Here is a 15,074-nt window from a genome sequence, read left to right as displayed (position 1 = left end):
CGCGGTCAGTCCTCCAGCCGGAAGCCGAGCTTCAGACCGACCTGGAAGTGCTTCACCCGGCCGTCCTCCAGGTGCCCCCGGACCTGCGTCACCTCGAACCAGTCGAGGTTGCGCAGCGTCCGGGACGCCCGCTCCACCCCGTTGCGGATCGCGGCGTCGACGCTCTCGGTCGAGGACCCGACGATCTCGGTCACCCGGTACACGTGGTCAGTCATGACGGACTCCCTCAGCTGTGCGACGGCCCCCGGTCCACCGTGCACCGCACCCGGTCCGCCCGCACGCCGACGGCCGCCACCGGCGTCCGGCGGGCGTCCGGCGGGCGTCCCGGGGGCGTCCGGGCGGGCGGCCTGCACCACCGGCCGACCGGGGCGGCGACGGGCGCTAGGGTCTGTCTTCAAACCCCCGTCGTCCGCTCGGAGGGCGGGCGGGGCGGCGTTGGGGTGCGTGCATCGCAAGGCGGAGGAGGGAGCCACTGCGGAGCATTGGCGACCGACGACAACGCGGCGAGGTGCGTGCCCCAACGCCGCCCCGCAGACGCGGGTTTGAAGACAGACCCTAGAACGCCGCCCGCACCTCGCCGACCGGAACGCCGCCGCCCAGCAGCGGGGCCGCGCCGATCCGCTCGACGGCCTCGTCCGCGCCGGTCACCCCGAGACGGCGCAGCGCGGCCGCCAGCACCGGGCCGCGGGCCCGCTCGCCACCGTCGTCGATCTTGAAGGCGAGTGCCCGCCCGTCCGGCAGCGCCACCACCTGGACGGCCTCGGCGCCCATCTTGGAGAGCGCCCCGGGGACGGCCCGCATCAGCCAGGTGTCGGCCCGGCGGGTGCCGGCCACGTACTCGGGGTGGGCGCGCATCGCGTCGGCCACCCGGCGCTGCGCGGTGCCCTCGGCGGCCAGCAGCAGTCCGCGGTAGGCGCGGGCCAGGCCGGTCAGCGTGACGGCCAGCAGCGGGGCGCCGCAGCCGTCCACGCCGGCGTGCGCGGCGGTCTCGCCGGTGCCCTCCTCCAGGGCCTCGCGGGCCAGCTGCTGGATCGGGTGCCCGGGGTCGAGGTAGCCCTCGGTGTCCCAGCCGTTGGCGACGCAGGCGGCCAGCCAGCCGGCGTGCTTGCCGGAGCAGTCCATCAGGATCGGGGCGCGCAGGCCGCCGGATCCGAGCAGCAGTTCCGCCTCGGTCTCGTCCAGCGGCAGGTCGGCCGGGGTGCGCAGGGCGGACTCGTCCAGGCCCGCGGAGCCGAGGATGCTCCGGACTCCGTCCAGGTGAAACGATTCTGCAGAGTGGCTGGAGGCCGCCAGCGCCAGCAGCGCCCCCTCCAGCTCCAGCCCGGCCCGCAGCGTGGCCACGGCCTGGAACGGCTTGGCCGTCGACCGGGGGAAGACCGGCGCACCGGGGTCGCCGAGCGCGAACTCGACCGAGCCGTCGGCGGCGAGCAGCACCAGCGAGCCGTGGTGCCGGCCCTCGGTGAAGCCCGAGCGTATGACCTCGGCGAGCACGGGAGGGGTGGCGGACTGGGACATGGCGGAGGCCTTCCGGGGGCGGGGGTGGACCGGGTCGGGCCGGGCCCACCCGCCCCTGGCGCCTCACCCGGTCAGAGCGGCCCTCCTGCGAGCAGGTCGTCGACCCGTGCTTCCCCATCACGGTACCTGCGGGTGATCTCGGCATTGCAACCGTCGGCCGTCCGCAGCAGGCGGTTGCGGCGCCCGGACACCTCGCGCTCGTGCGCGCGCAGCCGCTCCAGCGCGGCCAGCAGGGCCTCGGCCGGGTGCGCGGCCAGGTCGGCCAGCTGGACGTCCCCCATCAGCGCGTCCGCCTCCAGCTGCGACTCGTGGGTGCGCGGCGGCCGGAGCGTGACGTGCCGGGCCGAGCGCCGCACGGTGGAGGGCGCGTCGGTCAGGATGGCCGGGAGGCGGTCCAGCAGGTCGCCGGGGAGGCCTCCGGCGCCCTCAGGACCCGCCGCGCGGACCGCACCGGGCCTGCGGTCGAGCTCGGCGCGCAGGATGTCCATCCGGCCGTGCAGCAGCCGCCGCAGGTAGGAGAGGTCGGCCTCCTGCTCCATCGTCTCCCGGCGCAGCACCCTCAGCTGGTCCAGGCCCAGTCGTTCCAGCTGCGGCTCCGGCAACGCCCCCGGCACCCCTGGGCCCGCGCCGTCCCCGACCACTTCGACCACCTCGACCACCTCGACCACCCGCCCGGACCGGTCCCACGCAGCGCTGCTCGCGTCCATCCACCATCACCTGCCGTCGTCCGATCCCGCCCGCTCGCGGCACCCCGTCCCTGCCGCCCGCCCGGCCCGCCCCTCGACGGGCTCGCGCGTCCCGTCCGTCGGCACGCCCGGCCACCCCCCGGGGGTTCCGGGTCCCGGCCGGAACCACCCGCCGGGGCGACACCGCCAGAACGCCTGACCCATCGGCTCGGCCACCCGGCCGAACCCGGCCCGGTGCGGCGGACCATGTGGCGCGCCGGGCCCTCCGTACGGTCCCCCAGCGTGCCACCCCGCCCGGCGCGGGCGCACCGCCCGTGCACCCGAACGGCCCCCTGGCGAACGGGGGTGGCTGATACGACCGGGCCTTTCCGCAGGAAGCGCGGCGCCCGACCCCGCGCAGGCGTGCACCACCCAGCGCGCGCCACCCTCATGCACGCCCCTTCGCGGCGCCCGGCCCGGCGCCCTTCGCGGCGGCCCGGGAGCGACCGGGAGCGCCCGGGGGCGGTCCGGACGGCTCCGGGCGCTCCGGCACAATGGCGGCATGCGAGCAGTGGTGCAGCGAGTGACCGAGGCCCGGGTGACGGTGGCCGGAGAGACCGTCGGCGCGATCGAGGGGCCCGGACTCTGCGTCCTGGTCGGCGTGACCCACGACGACACCCCGGCCAAGGCCGCCCAGCTGGCCCGCAAGCTGTGGACGCTGCGGCTGCTCCCCGCGAACGAGGAGGGCGTCGAACAGAGCTGCTCCGACCTCGGCGCCCCGCTGCTGGTGATCAGCCAGTTCACCCTCTACGGTGACACCCGCAAGGGCCGCCGGCCCACCTGGAACGCCGCCGCCCCCGGCCCCGTCGCCGAGCCGCTGGTGGACGAGGTGGTCGCCCGGCTGCGCGAGCTCGGCGCCAAGGTCGAGACCGGCCGGTTCGGCGCCGACATGCAGGTGGCTCTGGTGAACGACGGCCCGTTCACCGTCCTCGTCGAGGTCTGACCCGCCGCCCGGCAGCCGGCGGCCCCAAGCGGGCCCTGCGGCTACTGCGGCTACTGCGGCTACTGCGGGACGATCACGTCCTGCGTCGCCGGCACCGTCCCGGCCAGCAGCACCGCGTCCACCGGCACGTTCCGCTTGACGACCGCCAGCGCGATCGGCCCCAGCTCGTGGTGCCGCGCCGAGGAGGTGACGACGCCCAGCGCGCGCCCGTCCGGCTCGGTGGCCAGCCGCACCTCCGCCCCGTGCGGGGGCAGCGTCTCCTCGGTGCCGTCCAGGTGCAGGAAGACCAGCCGGCGCGGCGGGCGCCCCAGATTGTGCACCCGGGCGACCGTCTCCTGCCCGCGGTAGCAGCCCTTCTGCAGGTGGACGGCGGTGCGCAGCCAGTCCACCTCGTGCGGGATGGTCCGGTGGTCGGTCTCGAAGCCCAGCCGCGGGCGGTGGCCCTCGATCCGCAGCGCCTCGTACGCCCAGACCCCCGCCGCCGGGCCGTACCCCGCGGTCAGCTTCTCCAGCTCGGCGCGCGGCACGAACAGGTCACGTCCGTAGGGGAGTTCACGCACCGCGGCGGCGCCCTCGGCGGAGGCCGCGGAGCCCTCCGGCAGGTGCACCACGGCGTACTCGGCGGTCGCGTCGGCGACCTCCACCCGGTAGAAGAACCGCATGCTCTCCAGGTAGCCCCGCAGCGCCGCCCCGGTCCCCGGCTCGACGTGCACCCAGGTGGTGGCGCCGTCGTCGACCAGGTAGAGCGCGTGCTCGACGTGCCCGTTCGGGGAGAGCACCAGCGCCTCGGTGGCCTGCTGCGGGGCCAGCTCGCTGACGTGCTGGGTGAGCAGCAGGTGCAGCCAGGAGAGCCGGTCGTCGCCGGTGACGGTGAGCACGTCCCGGTGCGAGAGGTCCACGAAGCCGGTGCCCTGCGCGAGGTTGCGCTGCTCTCGGAAGATGTCGCCGTAGTGGGCGGCGACGCCCTCGTCGGGTCCCTCGGCGGGAACGGCTCCGGGCAGGCTCAGCAGCGGGCTCTTCATACCGGCCAGCTTAGGGCCTGCCCCTGCGGTCCCGGCCGGGCCCTCGGTCCCGGTCCCGCCCCTCCGCCGGTCCTAGGACCGGCCCGGGGAGCCGCCCTCGGCGAGCTTGGCGGTGCAGTCCGCGCAGCGGCCGAAGATGGCGAAGTGCTTGAGGTCGGTGTCGAAGCCGTGCTGCTCGCGCAGGCTCCGGATCAGCGGCTCGGCGATCTCGGTGCCGGTCTCGGTGACCCGGTCGCAGTCCCGGCAGACCAGGTGCAGGTGGTGGTGGCGGCCGGCCAGGTGGTAGGTCGGTGCGCCGTGCCCGAGGTGGGCGTGCGAGACCAGGCCGAGCTCCTCCAGCAGCTCCAGCGTCCGGTAGACGGTGGAGATGTTGATGCCGCTGGCGGTCCGCCGGACGTGGCCGAGGATGTCGTCGGGGGTGGCGTGGTCGAGGACGTCGACGGCCTCGAGCACGAGCTGCCGCTGCGGCGTCAGCCGGTAGCCGCGTTCGCGCAGGTCGGCCTTCCAGTCGCCGGAGAGCTGCCAGTCGGTGGTGCCGGTGTCCGCCACGGTGCTGTCCCTGCCAAGTCGGGGGTCCTGAGGCAAGTGTAGGGACCGGCCGCGGGGCCGGTCCCTACTCCTGCGAAGCCGTTCCCGGGCGGACCAGAGGTCCGCCCGGCCGCGCCGCGCCTACTTGAAGAAGGCGATGCCGTCGTCCGGCAGGTCGTTGATGTCCTTGATCAGCTGGGCCGGGCTGAGCACCTTCTTCAGCTGGGCGGACATGTACGGGCGCAGCGGCACGTTCGGGGCGGCCTTCTCGCCGACCCAGAGCAGCTCCTCGTTGACGAAGCCGTACAGACGCTTGCCGCCCGAGTACTCCGGCGAGCCCTCGATGCGGGCCACCGCGTCGGTGGAGACGTCGATCTGCGGCTTGCCGTCGGCCAGCTCGCCGTACCAGATCTCGACGGTGCCGTCGTCCCGGACGGAGGAGATCTCGATCCCACGGGCACCGCTGGTGCCGTCGGGGTTGCTGGTGATGCGCCAGAACGCGTGCTCGTTCTCCAGCGGGCGGACCTTCTCGCCCTCGTTGTTCAGCACCCAGGTGCGGGAGCGGAACTCGAGGAAGGCCCGGCCGTCGTGCCGGATCACGATCTCCTGGCCGAAGTTGCACTTCTCCGTGCCCGGGAAGTCATAGACGCCCGCGCCCTCCCAGGTGCCGAGGAGGAAGGCGAGCGGGACGACGTCCTTGTGGAGGTCAGAGGGGATCTCGATCATGTTCCTGGTCGCTGTCGTCGGTGTGGGACTGCCTCAACCGTACGGCAGGGGTCAGCGCTGGCCCTGGTAGAGCTTCATCACCGAGAAGATGGCGAACCAGGTGATCAGCACGGCCATGAGGGCCAGCAGACCGTCGAAGAACATTTCCAGACCGGACACGGGGGGCTCCCAGGCGGCGACAGTGTGGTGGATTTTGCTGCCGCTCACTCTATCCGCCGGTCATCGGCGGGTCGCGGTGAGCCCCACCACGTCGCCGTTTCGCGCCCCCGCGCTCCGGCGCCGCCCAAGGTTTGTCCAAGGGATCCCGGGATGACGGCGAGCGGGGGCCGCCGGACCTCTAAGGTGGCGCCATGTCGAAGAAACTCGTCATCAAGGTCACCGCCGGGGCGGATGCGCCGGAGCGGTGCTCGCAGGCGTTCACGGTGGCGGCGGTGGCCGTCGCCAGCGGGATCGAGGTCTCGCTCTGGCTGACCGGGGAGTCCTCCTGGTTCGCCCTCCCGGGGCGGGCGAAGGAGTTCGAGCTGCCGCACGCGGCGCCGCTGCCGGACCTGCTGGACTCGATCCTGGCGGCCGGTTCGGTGACGCTGTGCACCCAGTGCGCGGTGCGGCGCGGGATCGAGCAGAAGGACACCCTCGACGGCGTCCGGATCGCGGGCGCGCAGGTCTTCGTCAGCGAGATCATGGCCGACGGCGTCCAGGCGCTCGTCTACTGACGGCGTCCGCCGTCCGCCGGAGGGGCGCTAGCCGCGTTCCTCGTGGTCGGGGCGGTCCCGGTCGTGGCCGGGGTCGTCCCACTTCGGGTCGTCCCAGCGCGGGTCGTTCCACCAGTCGTCGTCCGGGTCGCGCTTGTTGGCGAACACCGCGGCGGCCGGCGGGATGACCATGGCGACCACGCACATGCCGATCGCGGCCCCCACCGAGAAGAACCGCACCACGCCCCAGGCCAGCACGAAGAGGCCCAGGCACACGCCCATCATGGCGAAGTAGAACCGCCGCCGCCGTCTCGCCTGCACGTCTCCACGGTACGACCGGGGGGCCCGCCGCGGCAGGCCCCCCGCTGTGTCGTCCGTCCGCGTCAGACCGCGATCGCGACCTCGACGGCGGTGCCCTGGGAGGCCACCACCTGGCGGTCCACGGTCTGGCCCGGCACCAGCGCGCGCAGGGTCCACTTGCCCGGGCGGGCGAAGAACCGGAACTGTCCGGTCGCCGAGGTGGGCACCTCGGCCGTGAATTCGCCGCCCTCGTCCAGCAGCCGGACGTAGCCGTTGACCGGCTCACCGTCGCGGGTCACCGAACCCTGGATGATCGTCTCGTTCGCCACGTCAACTCCTGCCAGGTCCGGGCCGCCGGCCTTCGCACCGCACATGTCTGTGTTCCCTTCTGACTTACGGTCGAGCCGGAGGCTCAGTTGCTGCCGAGCTCGATCGGCACGCCGACCAGGCTGCCGTACTCGGTCCACGAACCGTCGTAGTTCTTGACGTTCTCCTGGCCGAGCAGCTCGTGCAGCACGAACCAGGTGAGCGCGGAGCGCTCACCGATGCGGCAGTAGGCGATGGTGTCCTTCGCCAGGTCGATGCCCTCGGCCTCGTACAGGGCCTTGAGCTCGTCGTCGCTCTTGAAGGTGCCGTCGTCGTTGGCGTTCTTGGCCCACGGGATGTTGCGGGCGCTCGGCACGTGGCCGGGGCGCTGCGACTGCTCCTGCGGGAGGTGGGCCGGGGCGAGCAGCTTGCCGGAGAACTCGTCGGGCGAGCGGACGTCGACCAGGTTCAGGGTGCCGATGGCGGCGATCACGTCGTCGCGGAAGGCGCGGATCGAGGAGTCGACGGCCTGGGCCCGGTACTCGGTGGCCGGGCGGGCCGGCACCTCGGAGACCAGGTCGCGGGAGTCCAGCTCCCACTTCTTGCGGCCGCCGTCCAGCAGGCGGACGTCGCCGTGGCCGTACAGCTTGAAGTACCAGTAGGCGTAGGAGGCGAACCAGTTGTTGTTGCCGCCGTAGAGCACGACGGTGTCGTCGTTGGCGATGCCCTTGGCGCTGAGCAGCGCCTCGAAGCCGGCCTGGTCGATGAAGTCGCGGCGGACCGGGTCCTGGAGGTCCTGCTTCCAGTCGATCCGGACGGCGTTGCGGATGTGGTTCTTGTCGTACGCGGAGGTGTCCTCGTCGACCTCGACGATGACGACCTTCGGGTCGTCCAGGCGGGCCTGGACCCAGTCGGCGTCGACCAGGACGTCGCTGCGGCTCATGGTGGTGTTCTCCATCCGAGGGCGGTTTGCGGAAGGTGCTGCTCAGGAGTGCTGCGGGGTGCCGGGACGACTACGGTCCGAATTCCTGTCCGAATGATGGGACGGGGAGGGCAGTCCGGGGCGACCGGGCGGGGAGGGGCACGGCGTGGCGGCGACGGCCGGCCGGAGCGGCCGGGCTGGGTCACCGGAAGAATCGGCGGCGGGCATCAATTGCCCTGCCAAGACGCCGAATTAGCGCATTCGACACAGACAGGCGGCCACGCGGCACAGGTCGACCGCCCGCCGCTTCGTGAGATCCGTCTGTCGCTTCATGTCGACGATGCTAGGGACACCGGAGGCCCGCTGTCATTAGCGTACCGAATAGTGAGACCAAATGGCCTGAATGCTGAGATTTGGACTCCGCGCGGCCTGCAGCGCACCGCCCGGGGCCGAGCCGGGCCCGCCACGACGGCACACAACGGGCGGAAACGACACCGCTCCGCGACCCGCGCTGGACGGCGCGTCTCGCGGAGCGGAACGGTACGGCAGGGAACGGTACGGCAGGAAACGGAACGAGGCGCAACGGTCCGGCGGCCCACGATCCGGTGCGAGGCCGGGCCGAGCCGGACCGAGCCGGGCGGTCAGCCCAGCAGCTGCACGTCCTTGCCCTCGAAGCTCAGCCGGAGCCCTTCCGGCAGCGGCGTCGCGCCGTCCTGGCCCGCCAGCTTCAGCCCGGCCGGGAGCGAGTCCAGGGTGAAGCTCATCGGCTCCAGCTTCTGGTTGGTGACCCCGGCGAACATCCCGGCCAGCGGACTGAGCTGGAACCCGTCCGCGGTGACGGTGTTCCCCGTGTTGTGCACCGAGCCCTCCCCGACCTCGACGGGCCCCAGCGAGGCCTTGATCTTGCCGGGCCCGGCGTACGCCAGGGTCAGCCGGGAGCCGCCGCCGATCGGCAGCTTCGCCCCGTGCATCAGCTGGGAGGCCGGCGGCAGCAGCTGCGCGAGGTCCGCGTAGGTGATCAGTCCGCTGCCGGTGCCGCTGTCCACGGTGGCGCTCTTCATGCTGTCGCCCACCTTCACGCCGGACAGCTTGGCCGTGAACGCGTGCAGCGCCACCCGGCGGCCGCCGTCCCCGACGGTCAGGCCGTCGGAGGAGATCCGGACGTCGTCCAGCTTCATCGACAGCGCCTGGGTGAGGAACGGGACGCCCTCGATCGAGACGTCCGGCCGCTGGCTCATCCGGCCGCTGCTCACCAGCTGGTCGGCGGCCTCGTCCTCGGCCACCCCGACCGCGATCCGGTCGGCGGCGACCAGCAGGCCCGAGACCACCACCAGGCCGATCGTCGCCTTCAGCCATCCGCGCATCGCTCTCCCCCGTCGTCGCCGGTCGCCGTGGTCGTTCGGTCGTCGTCCGCCGTCCTCCGGCGGCACCGTCCGGCGCCGCCTTCCCGGGCCGTCGTGCGGCGGCCCGTGCGGCCGTCCCTGCCGGGGCGGTCCCGCACGACCGTACGACGTCCCGCCCCGGAGCATGGTTCCGGGGCGGGACGGGAGGGCCCACGGGAGGCGGGCCCAGGAGCCGGGCGCCCGCGCGGGCGGGTGTCAGCCGGCCAGCAGGTCGGTGGCCATCCAGATCAGCGGCGAGGCCACCGCCAGCGGCAGCGCCACCCCCGCCGTCATGTGCACGAACCGGGACGGGAAGTCGTACGCCGCGACCCGGCGGCCGACCAGCGCACCCAGCCCGGCCAGCACCCCCAGCGCCGGCGGCGCGCCGACCAGCAGCCCCAGCAGCACGGCCGCCACCAGGCCCAACACCGGGCCCAGCTGCTTCGGGCCGGGCAGCGGCGCCGCGGCGAGCACGGTGGCCAGTGCGACCGCACCCACCCCGGCCGGCACCCAGTCGGCCAGCAGCAGCGTGGTGCACAGGGCCGTCACCACGGTGGCCGAGCCGAGCACCGTCAGCGCGTAGAACCGCTCCTTCGGGTCCGAGGGGCGGAACGTCTGCAGCACCAGGACCAGCAGGAAGAACCCGCCGAGCGTCCCGACCACCGCCGCGACGCCGTTGTCGGCGTCCGCCAGCAGCACGGCCGCGTCCGCGGTGAACCCGGCCAGCGCGGCCAGCGCGATGCCCTGGCGGGCCGGCCACATGCCGTTCAGCCGGAACCAGCCGGCCGCCGTCAGCACCTGGAGCAGCACGACCACCAGGGCCAGCCCCACCTGGCCGAGCGCGGCCCCGCCGGCCAGCAGCGCGGCCGCGCCGGCGGTGATCAGCGCGGGCTGCAGGCCCGGGTCGATGATCGGCGAACCGGTCCGGCCCGCCGGGCCGGCGGCCGCCGGCGGCCGCACGGGCGGCGCGGGCTGCGCCGGCACGGCCGCGTACGGCGGCACGGCGGGGGCGCCGGCCGGCCCGCCGGGGGCGGCCGGGCGCTTGAGCGTCATGGTCGGCTGGTCGAGGCGCGGCGCCTGCGGCTGCTGCGGCTGCGGCTGCGGCTGCGGCTGCTGCGCGAGGGGCCCGGCCGGCGGCCGCCCCCCGGCCTGCGCCGCGGGCCGGGCGGGCGTCCGGGCGACCGGCGGCGCGCCGGCACCGCCCACCGGGGGCAGCAGGGTGGTCGCCGCCGCGTCGTCCATCGCCGGCACGGGCGGCAGCAGGGTGGTCGCCGCCGCGTCGTCCATCGCCGGGACCGGCGGCAGCAGGGTGGTCGCCGCCGCGTCGTCCATCGCGGGCACCGGCGGCAGCAGCGTCGTCGCCGCGTCGTCGACGGGCGGCACCTGGGCCTGCCCGTACCCCGGATGGCCGTAGGACGGCTGCGGCTGCGGGTACGGCTGGGAGTGCGGGTACGCGTCGGGCTGCGGCTGCGGCTGCCGGTGCCGTCCCGCCGGGTACGGCTGCTGGGCCTGCGGGGCCTGCTGGAACGGCTGCTGCCCCGGCTGGGCCTGCGGGTACGGCTGCTGCCCGTACGGCTGCTGCCCGTACGGCTCCTGCCGCCCCTGCGGGTAGGGCTGCTGCTGGTACGGCTGCTGCCCGTACGCCGCCCGGGGCTGCTGCCCCTGGGGGTACGGCTGCGGGTACGGCTGCTGCCCGTACTGCGAGTCGTGCTGCGGGTCGTGCTGCGGGTCGGCGGGCTGCGGCTGCCGGGGCTGCTGCGGCCACTCGCCGGGCGCGGCGTGGTTGGCGTCGTTCATGTCCGTCACGGCGCTCAGCCTCCCGCGAACGGCGGCAGCACCTCGACCGTGCCGCCCTCGGTGAGGGCCACGGTCGTGTGGTCCCGGCCGCCGACCTGCGCGCCGTCGACCAGGTACGAGCAGTGCCCGAGCAGCTGGACGAGCTTCGGCCGGTCCGCGTGCCGCTCCCTGACGGCCGCCAGGGCCTCCGCCAGGGTCGCCGCGTCGTACGGCTCCTCGGCCAGTCCGGCCTCGGACTTCGCGGCCGCCCAGTAACGGATCGTCCCGCGCACCCGGGCGCCGCTCGCGGGCTCGGTGGTCGCACCCATCGGGGCCACCCCTTCTCGTCGTCCTCGCCCGGCCCCGGTGCCCCGGTCCGGCCCACCACCGGAACCGCCGCCCGATCACCCGAAAGGTGGACCCGCGCGGCACCGCCGATGTGCGTCCCATGATGGCGTGTCCGCCGCCGCGACCGGCAATCGCCCTGGCCCCGCGGCCGCGGAGGACCGCTCGAAGCTGTGTCCAGGCTCACCCGGCGCGCGCCCGAAATCGCCCAACCGCCGGATTCGAGCCCTCCCGGTGCGGGAGGCCTTCGGCTATCCTCGACGTCCAAGAGGGATCCGGGCAGAGTCGCCCCCGGGTCCTTTTGTGCTTTCAGGACGCCAGTACGGACGTTCGTGCGATTCGTCGGTCCACCCCCGGCGCATCGCGGGACCGCCCCCGCCTCACCCGGCACAACGACGTGCCCCGGGCCGGCCGGGGCGTCGCCACCCGGCACCCGGGCCGCCGCCCGGAGCCGGACCAGACCGGAGGGTTCGCGGGATGAGCAGGGCAGAAACGGTGCGCCAGGGGTTGCGGGACCCCCGGCCCGCGCGCCACGTCCTGCGCTCCGGCCGATCCCCCGGTGCGTCCCCGGCGCCCGACCTCCCCCTCACTTCAGCACGTGCGCCATCCGGCTGTGGCGGCAGCCGCAACGCGACCGCGACGACCCGGAAAGGGGACTACCGGGTATGAGTTCTCTCCTCCTCCTCACCAACGCACTGCAGCCCTCCGCGGAGGTGCTGCCGGCCCTAGGCCTGCTGCTGCACAACGTCCGGGTGGCGCCCGCCGAGGGGTCCGCCCTCGTGGACACCCCCAGCGCGGACGTCATCCTGGTCGACGGCAGGCGCGACCTGCCGCAGATCCGCAGCCTCTGCCAGCTGCTGCGTTCGACCGGCATCGGCTGCCCGCTGATCCTGGTGCTCACCGAGGGCGGCCTGGCCGCCGTCACCGCCGAGTGGGGCGTCGACGACGTCCTGCTGGACACCGCCGGACCGGCCGAGGTCGAGGCCCGGCTGCGACTGGCCCTCGGCCGGCTCCAGGTCACCACCGACGACAGCCCGATGGAGATCCGCAACGGCGACCTCTCGGTCGACGAGGCCACCTACTCCGCCAAGCTCAAGGGCCGGGCGCTCGACCTCACCTTCAAGGAGTTCGAGCTGCTCAAGTACCTCGCCCAGCACCCCGGCCGGGTCTTCACCCGGGCGCAGCTGCTGCAGGAGGTCTGGGGCTACGACTACTTCGGCGGCACCCGGACGGTGGACGTGCACGTCCGGCGGCTGCGCGCCAAGCTCGGCGTCGAGCACGAGCAGCTGATCGGCACCGTGCGCAACGTCGGCTACCGCTTCGTCGTCCCGGAGAAGCCCGAGAAGGGAGAGCGCCCGGAGCTCGCCCAGCGCCCCGCGGCGCAGCTGGAGTCCTGACCGGCCGGCCGGGCGGGCCGCCCCCCGCCCGGCTTGTCCGGTTCGCCCCCCGGGCACCCGCCGTCCACCCGCAGGCAGCCCCAGGTCCCACTGCCGACGCGGACGCCACACGCGTAGACTCCCCCCGTGGCCAAAGTGACGCGCGACGATGTAGCCCGGCTGGCTGGTACCTCGACCGCGGTCGTCAGCTACGTCATCAACAACGGGCCGCGCCCGGTCGCGCCCGCGACCCGGGAGAAGGTCCTCGCGGCGATCGAGCAGCTCGGCTACCGGCCGAACAGCGTCGCCCAGGCGATGGCCTCCCGCCGGACCAACCTCATCGGCATGGTCGTCCCGGACGCCCGCCAGCCCTTCTTCGCCGAGATGGCGCACGCCGTGGAACGGGCCGCCTCCGAACGCGGCAAGCTCGTCCTGATCGGCAACTCCGACTACGTGGACGACCGCGAGGTGCACTACGTCCGCGCCTTCCTCGGGATGCGCGTCTCCGGCCTGATCCTGGTCAGCCAGGGCCCCTCGCAGCGCGCCGCCGAGGAGTTCGCCGCGATGGAGGGCGCCAAGGTGGTGCTGCTGCACCGCCGGCCCGAGGCCATCGACGACGTCGCCGTGGTCACCGACGACGTGGGCGGCGCCGAGGCCGTCGTCCGCCACCTGCTGGAGGAGCACGGGCACCCGTACGTGGCCTGCTTCGGCGGCCCGGTGGAGTCCCCCGCCCCCGGCGACCCGGTCATCGACCACGTCGAGGGCTGGCAGCGCGCCATGGACGCGCACGGCCTGCCCACCGAGCCCCACCTGATCGACGCGCCGTTCCACCGCTACGGCGCCTACGAGGTCGCGCTCGGCGTGCTGCGCTCCCCGGACCGGCCGCGGGCGATCTTCTGCTCCACCGACGACCAGGCGATCGGCGTGCTGCGGGCCGCCCGCGAGGTCGGCCTCAAGGTCCCCGAGGACCTCGCGGTGGCCGGCTTCGACGACGTGCCCGAGGCCGCGCTCGCCGACCCGCCGCTCACCACCGTCGCCTCCGACCGGGACGCGATGGCCCGGGCCGCCGTCGACCTGGTGCTCGACGACTCGCTGATGGTGCCCGGCTCGGACACCGAGCGGGTCCGCAAGTTCCCGTCCCGCCTGGTGATCCGCCGGTCCTGCGGCTGCAACGGCGCCGCACCGGCCGCGGCCGCCGAAGCGGAGTAGCGGGCTCCGCTCCACCGGCCGCCGGACACCACCTGACCAGGCTTTATGAGAACCCAACGGGCTTCTCGGGTCCTTCTGATCCGGTTCTCATCCGATCCTCATGCACCGGGCGGAGCTTGGTCGGCATGAGCGAACAGCAGCGGCACCACAGCGAGCAGTACGGCCCGTACGAGCCCCGCGTGGTCGAGGGCACCGTCCTCGGCAGCAGCACCGACGCGACCGCCTACGGTTACCGCGAGGACCACTCCACGAGCGGCTTCGACACCCCCACGCCGCCCCCGCCGATGCCCCCCGAGCCGCCCACCGCGGGCCGGCCGGGCGAGCCCGGCGACCACGGCGGGCACGGCCGCCGGGCCCGGCGCGGCCTGCTCCGCGGTCGGGTCGTCCTGGTCACCGCCGTCGCCGCGGTCGCGGCCGTCCTCGGCGGTGTCACCGGCGGGGTCGTCGCCGCCGACCAGCACACGTCCGGCGCCCGCACCGGCACCGTCGTCAGCCCCGTCGCGGCCCGCTCCGACGGCAGCGCCGACGTCCCGGCCATCGCCGCCGCCGTCTCGCCCAGCGTCGTCCAGATCACCGTCAAGGGCGCCGGCGGCACCGCCACCGGCACCGGCGTCGTCCTCGACGGCAGCGGCCGGATCCTCACCAACTACCACGTCATCGACACCGCCGCCGACGGCGGACCGATCACCGTGACCTTCAAGGACGGCTCCACCGCCCAGGCCACCGTCACCGGCACCGACAAGTCCCTCGACGCCGCCGTGATCACCGCCACCGGCGCCAAGAACCTGACCCCCGCCACCCTCGGCGACTCCTCCGCCGTGGCCGTCGGCGACCCGGTCGTCGCCATCGGCAACCCCGACGGCCTCACCGGCACCGTCACCTCCGGCATCATCAGCGCCGAGAACCGCGACGTCACCGTCCAGCTCGACGAGGGCAGCACCAGCAGCAACGGCGGCTTCGGCTTCCCCTCCCTGCCCGGCCTGCGCGGCAGCCTCCCGCAGCAGAACAGCGGCAGCACCACCACCTACAAGGCCTTCCAGACCGACGCCGCCCTCAACCCCGGCAACTCCGGCGGCCCGCTGATCAACGCCAACGGCCAGGTCATCGCCATCAACTCGGCCATGTACGCCCCCAGCGGCACCAGTTCGACCGCAGGCGGCGGCACCGCCGGCAGCGTCGGCCTCGGCTTCTCCATCCCCATCAACGACATCAAGCAGGTCCTGCCGAAGCTCGAAGCCGGCCAGAACCTGTAGGACCCTGTACGACGGACCACCGCTCCAGCAGGCCCTCCACCCGACGAGAAAGGG

Annotated in this window: 18 protein-coding genes; 5 read left to right on the top strand and 13 right to left on the bottom strand. The window is 74.2% G+C overall.

All coding sequences use genetic code 11. From position 1 onward, the window contains the following. Positions 1–5: 5 nt before the first annotated feature. The 3 genes from ACIRS1_RS36135 to ACIRS1_RS36125 all read right to left on the bottom strand — a co-directional run bounded on the left by ACIRS1_RS36135 (position 6) and on the right by ACIRS1_RS36125 (position 2,222). Positions 6–215: a dodecin gene (locus ACIRS1_RS36135; RefSeq protein WP_360215035.1), complete on the bottom strand. Its 210-nt coding sequence runs from the start codon at positions 213–215 to the stop codon at positions 6–8. Positions 216–555: 340 nt separating this feature from the next. Next, positions 556–1,515: an asparaginase gene (locus tag ACIRS1_RS36130; protein ID WP_402846705.1), complete on the bottom strand. Its 960-nt coding sequence runs from the start codon at positions 1,513–1,515 to the stop codon at positions 556–558. Positions 1,516–1,586: 71 nt separating this feature from the next. Then, on the bottom strand, positions 1,587–2,222 hold the full coding sequence (locus ACIRS1_RS36125; protein ID WP_402846703.1) for an ABC transporter substrate-binding protein: 636 nt from the start codon (positions 2,220–2,222) through the stop codon (positions 1,587–1,589). Between the two features lie 520 nt (positions 2,223–2,742). On the opposite strand from ACIRS1_RS36125, the gene dtd reads away from it, so the two are divergent. Beyond that, positions 2,743–3,183 carry a D-aminoacyl-tRNA deacylase gene (gene dtd / locus ACIRS1_RS36120; RefSeq protein WP_402846701.1) on the top strand — a complete coding sequence of 147 codons (441 nt, stop codon included), beginning with the start codon at positions 2,743–2,745 and terminating at the stop codon, positions 3,181–3,183. Positions 3,184–3,242: 59 nt separating this feature from the next. On the opposite strand, the gene ACIRS1_RS36115 is transcribed toward dtd, so the two are convergent. The 3 genes from ACIRS1_RS36115 to ACIRS1_RS36105 all read right to left on the bottom strand — a co-directional run bounded on the left by ACIRS1_RS36115 (position 3,243) and on the right by ACIRS1_RS36105 (position 5,459). Then, on the bottom strand, positions 3,243–4,205 hold the full coding sequence (locus tag ACIRS1_RS36115) for a YgfZ/GcvT domain-containing protein (protein WP_402846699.1): 963 nt from the start codon (positions 4,203–4,205) through the stop codon (positions 3,243–3,245). A gap of 72 nt (positions 4,206–4,277) precedes the next feature. Beyond that, positions 4,278–4,754: a Fur family transcriptional regulator gene (locus ACIRS1_RS36110; RefSeq protein WP_360215020.1), complete on the bottom strand. Its 477-nt coding sequence runs from the start codon at positions 4,752–4,754 to the stop codon at positions 4,278–4,280. A gap of 120 nt (positions 4,755–4,874) precedes the next feature. Next, a complete protein-coding gene (locus ACIRS1_RS36105) occupies positions 4,875–5,459 on the bottom strand; it encodes an FABP family protein (RefSeq protein ID WP_360215017.1) in 585 nt (194 codons plus the stop codon). A 350-nt stretch (positions 5,460–5,809) separates the two neighbouring features. Between ACIRS1_RS36105 and ACIRS1_RS36100 the strand changes: the two genes are divergently transcribed. Next, positions 5,810–6,172, top strand: a complete 363-nt coding sequence (locus tag ACIRS1_RS36100; protein ID WP_360215014.1) for a DsrE family protein — start codon at positions 5,810–5,812, stop codon at positions 6,170–6,172. 27 nt (positions 6,173–6,199) lie between these two features. On the opposite strand, the gene ACIRS1_RS36095 is transcribed toward ACIRS1_RS36100, so the two are convergent. From ACIRS1_RS36095 to ACIRS1_RS36065, 7 genes are all read right to left on the bottom strand, one after another. Further along, positions 6,200–6,436: a hypothetical protein gene (locus ACIRS1_RS36095; protein ID WP_360215112.1), complete on the bottom strand. Its 237-nt coding sequence runs from the start codon at positions 6,434–6,436 to the stop codon at positions 6,200–6,202. Positions 6,437–6,534: 98 nt separating this feature from the next. Then, positions 6,535–6,825, bottom strand: a complete 291-nt coding sequence (locus ACIRS1_RS36090; RefSeq protein WP_030059605.1) for a DUF1416 domain-containing protein — start codon at positions 6,823–6,825, stop codon at positions 6,535–6,537. A 38-nt stretch (positions 6,826–6,863) separates the two neighbouring features. Next, positions 6,864–7,700 (bottom strand): sulfurtransferase, encoded by an 837-nt coding sequence (locus ACIRS1_RS36085; protein ID WP_360215011.1) that lies wholly within the window; start codon positions 7,698–7,700, stop codon positions 6,864–6,866. Between the two features lie 231 nt (positions 7,701–7,931). Beyond that, positions 7,932–8,012, bottom strand: coding sequence for an Ms5788A family Cys-rich leader peptide (locus tag ACIRS1_RS36080; protein WP_350517234.1), 81 nt, complete (start codon positions 8,010–8,012; stop codon positions 7,932–7,934). Positions 8,013–8,320: 308 nt separating this feature from the next. Further along, positions 8,321–9,043 carry a DUF2993 domain-containing protein gene (locus ACIRS1_RS36075; RefSeq protein ID WP_360215008.1) on the bottom strand — a complete coding sequence of 241 codons (723 nt, stop codon included), beginning with the start codon at positions 9,041–9,043 and terminating at the stop codon, positions 8,321–8,323. 234 nt (positions 9,044–9,277) lie between these two features. Next, positions 9,278–10,867 carry a hypothetical protein gene (locus ACIRS1_RS36070; RefSeq protein ID WP_402846696.1) on the bottom strand — a complete coding sequence of 530 codons (1,590 nt, stop codon included), beginning with the start codon at positions 10,865–10,867 and terminating at the stop codon, positions 9,278–9,280. 5 nt (positions 10,868–10,872) lie between these two features. Continuing rightward, positions 10,873–11,166: a MoaD/ThiS family protein gene (locus ACIRS1_RS36065; protein ID WP_360215002.1), complete on the bottom strand. Its 294-nt coding sequence runs from the start codon at positions 11,164–11,166 to the stop codon at positions 10,873–10,875. A gap of 681 nt (positions 11,167–11,847) precedes the next feature. Here ACIRS1_RS36065 and ACIRS1_RS36060 point away from each other — a divergent pair. The 3 genes from ACIRS1_RS36060 to ACIRS1_RS36050 all read left to right on the top strand — a co-directional run bounded on the left by ACIRS1_RS36060 (position 11,848) and on the right by ACIRS1_RS36050 (position 15,020). After that, positions 11,848–12,579 carry a response regulator transcription factor gene (locus tag ACIRS1_RS36060; RefSeq protein ID WP_360214999.1) on the top strand — a complete coding sequence of 244 codons (732 nt, stop codon included), beginning with the start codon at positions 11,848–11,850 and terminating at the stop codon, positions 12,577–12,579. Positions 12,580–12,705: 126 nt separating this feature from the next. Further along, positions 12,706–13,767, top strand: a complete 1,062-nt coding sequence (locus ACIRS1_RS36055) for a LacI family DNA-binding transcriptional regulator (RefSeq protein ID WP_360214996.1) — start codon at positions 12,706–12,708, stop codon at positions 13,765–13,767. 125 nt (positions 13,768–13,892) lie between these two features. After that, positions 13,893–15,020: a S1C family serine protease gene (locus tag ACIRS1_RS36050; RefSeq protein WP_402846692.1), complete on the top strand. Its 1,128-nt coding sequence runs from the start codon at positions 13,893–13,895 to the stop codon at positions 15,018–15,020. Positions 15,021–15,074 lie beyond the last annotated feature (54 nt).

Origin of the sequence: Kitasatospora sp. NPDC101176 (assembly GCF_044768035.1) — a bacterium.
In the GTDB taxonomy this organism is placed as follows: Bacteria; Actinomycetota; Actinomycetes; order Streptomycetales; family Streptomycetaceae; genus Kitasatospora.
Note: the sequence above shows the minus strand (reverse complement) of the source record. Positions and strands in the feature narration are given on the sequence as shown.

What these genes read in the sequence shown, in the direction of transcription:
- ACIRS1_RS36065 (WP_360215002.1), bottom strand. Translation starts at nt 11,166, where the DNA reads ATGGGTGCGACCACCGAGCCCGCGAGCGGCGCCCGGGTGCGCGGGACG.
- ACIRS1_RS36130 (WP_402846705.1), bottom strand. Translation starts at nt 1,515, where the DNA reads ATGTCCCAGTCCGCCACCCCTCCCGTGCTCGCCGAGGTCATACGCTCG.
- ACIRS1_RS36075 (WP_360215008.1), bottom strand. Translation starts at nt 9,043, where the DNA reads ATGCGCGGATGGCTGAAGGCGACGATCGGCCTGGTGGTGGTCTCGGGC.
- ACIRS1_RS36090 (WP_030059605.1), bottom strand. Translation starts at nt 6,825, where the DNA reads ATGTGCGGTGCGAAGGCCGGCGGCCCGGACCTGGCAGGAGTTGACGTG.
- ACIRS1_RS36095 (WP_360215112.1), bottom strand. Translation starts at nt 6,436, where the DNA reads ATGATGGGCGTGTGCCTGGGCCTCTTCGTGCTGGCCTGGGGCGTGGTG.
- dtd (WP_402846701.1), top strand. Translation starts at nt 2,743, where the DNA reads ATGCGAGCAGTGGTGCAGCGAGTGACCGAGGCCCGGGTGACGGTGGCC.
- ACIRS1_RS36060 (WP_360214999.1), top strand. Translation starts at nt 11,848, where the DNA reads ATGAGTTCTCTCCTCCTCCTCACCAACGCACTGCAGCCCTCCGCGGAG.
- ACIRS1_RS36085 (WP_360215011.1), bottom strand. Translation starts at nt 7,700, where the DNA reads ATGAGCCGCAGCGACGTCCTGGTCGACGCCGACTGGGTCCAGGCCCGC.
- ACIRS1_RS36115 (WP_402846699.1), bottom strand. Translation starts at nt 4,205, where the DNA reads ATGAAGAGCCCGCTGCTGAGCCTGCCCGGAGCCGTTCCCGCCGAGGGA.
- ACIRS1_RS36135 (WP_360215035.1), bottom strand. Translation starts at nt 215, where the DNA reads ATGACTGACCACGTGTACCGGGTGACCGAGATCGTCGGGTCCTCGACC.
- ACIRS1_RS36125 (WP_402846703.1), bottom strand. Translation starts at nt 2,222, where the DNA reads ATGGACGCGAGCAGCGCTGCGTGGGACCGGTCCGGGCGGGTGGTCGAG.
- ACIRS1_RS36100 (WP_360215014.1), top strand. Translation starts at nt 5,810, where the DNA reads ATGTCGAAGAAACTCGTCATCAAGGTCACCGCCGGGGCGGATGCGCCG.
- ACIRS1_RS36105 (WP_360215017.1), bottom strand. Translation starts at nt 5,459, where the DNA reads ATGATCGAGATCCCCTCTGACCTCCACAAGGACGTCGTCCCGCTCGCC.
- ACIRS1_RS36080 (WP_350517234.1), bottom strand. Translation starts at nt 8,012, where the DNA reads ATGAAGCGACAGACGGATCTCACGAAGCGGCGGGCGGTCGACCTGTGC.
- ACIRS1_RS36050 (WP_402846692.1), top strand. Translation starts at nt 13,893, where the DNA reads ATGAGCGAACAGCAGCGGCACCACAGCGAGCAGTACGGCCCGTACGAG.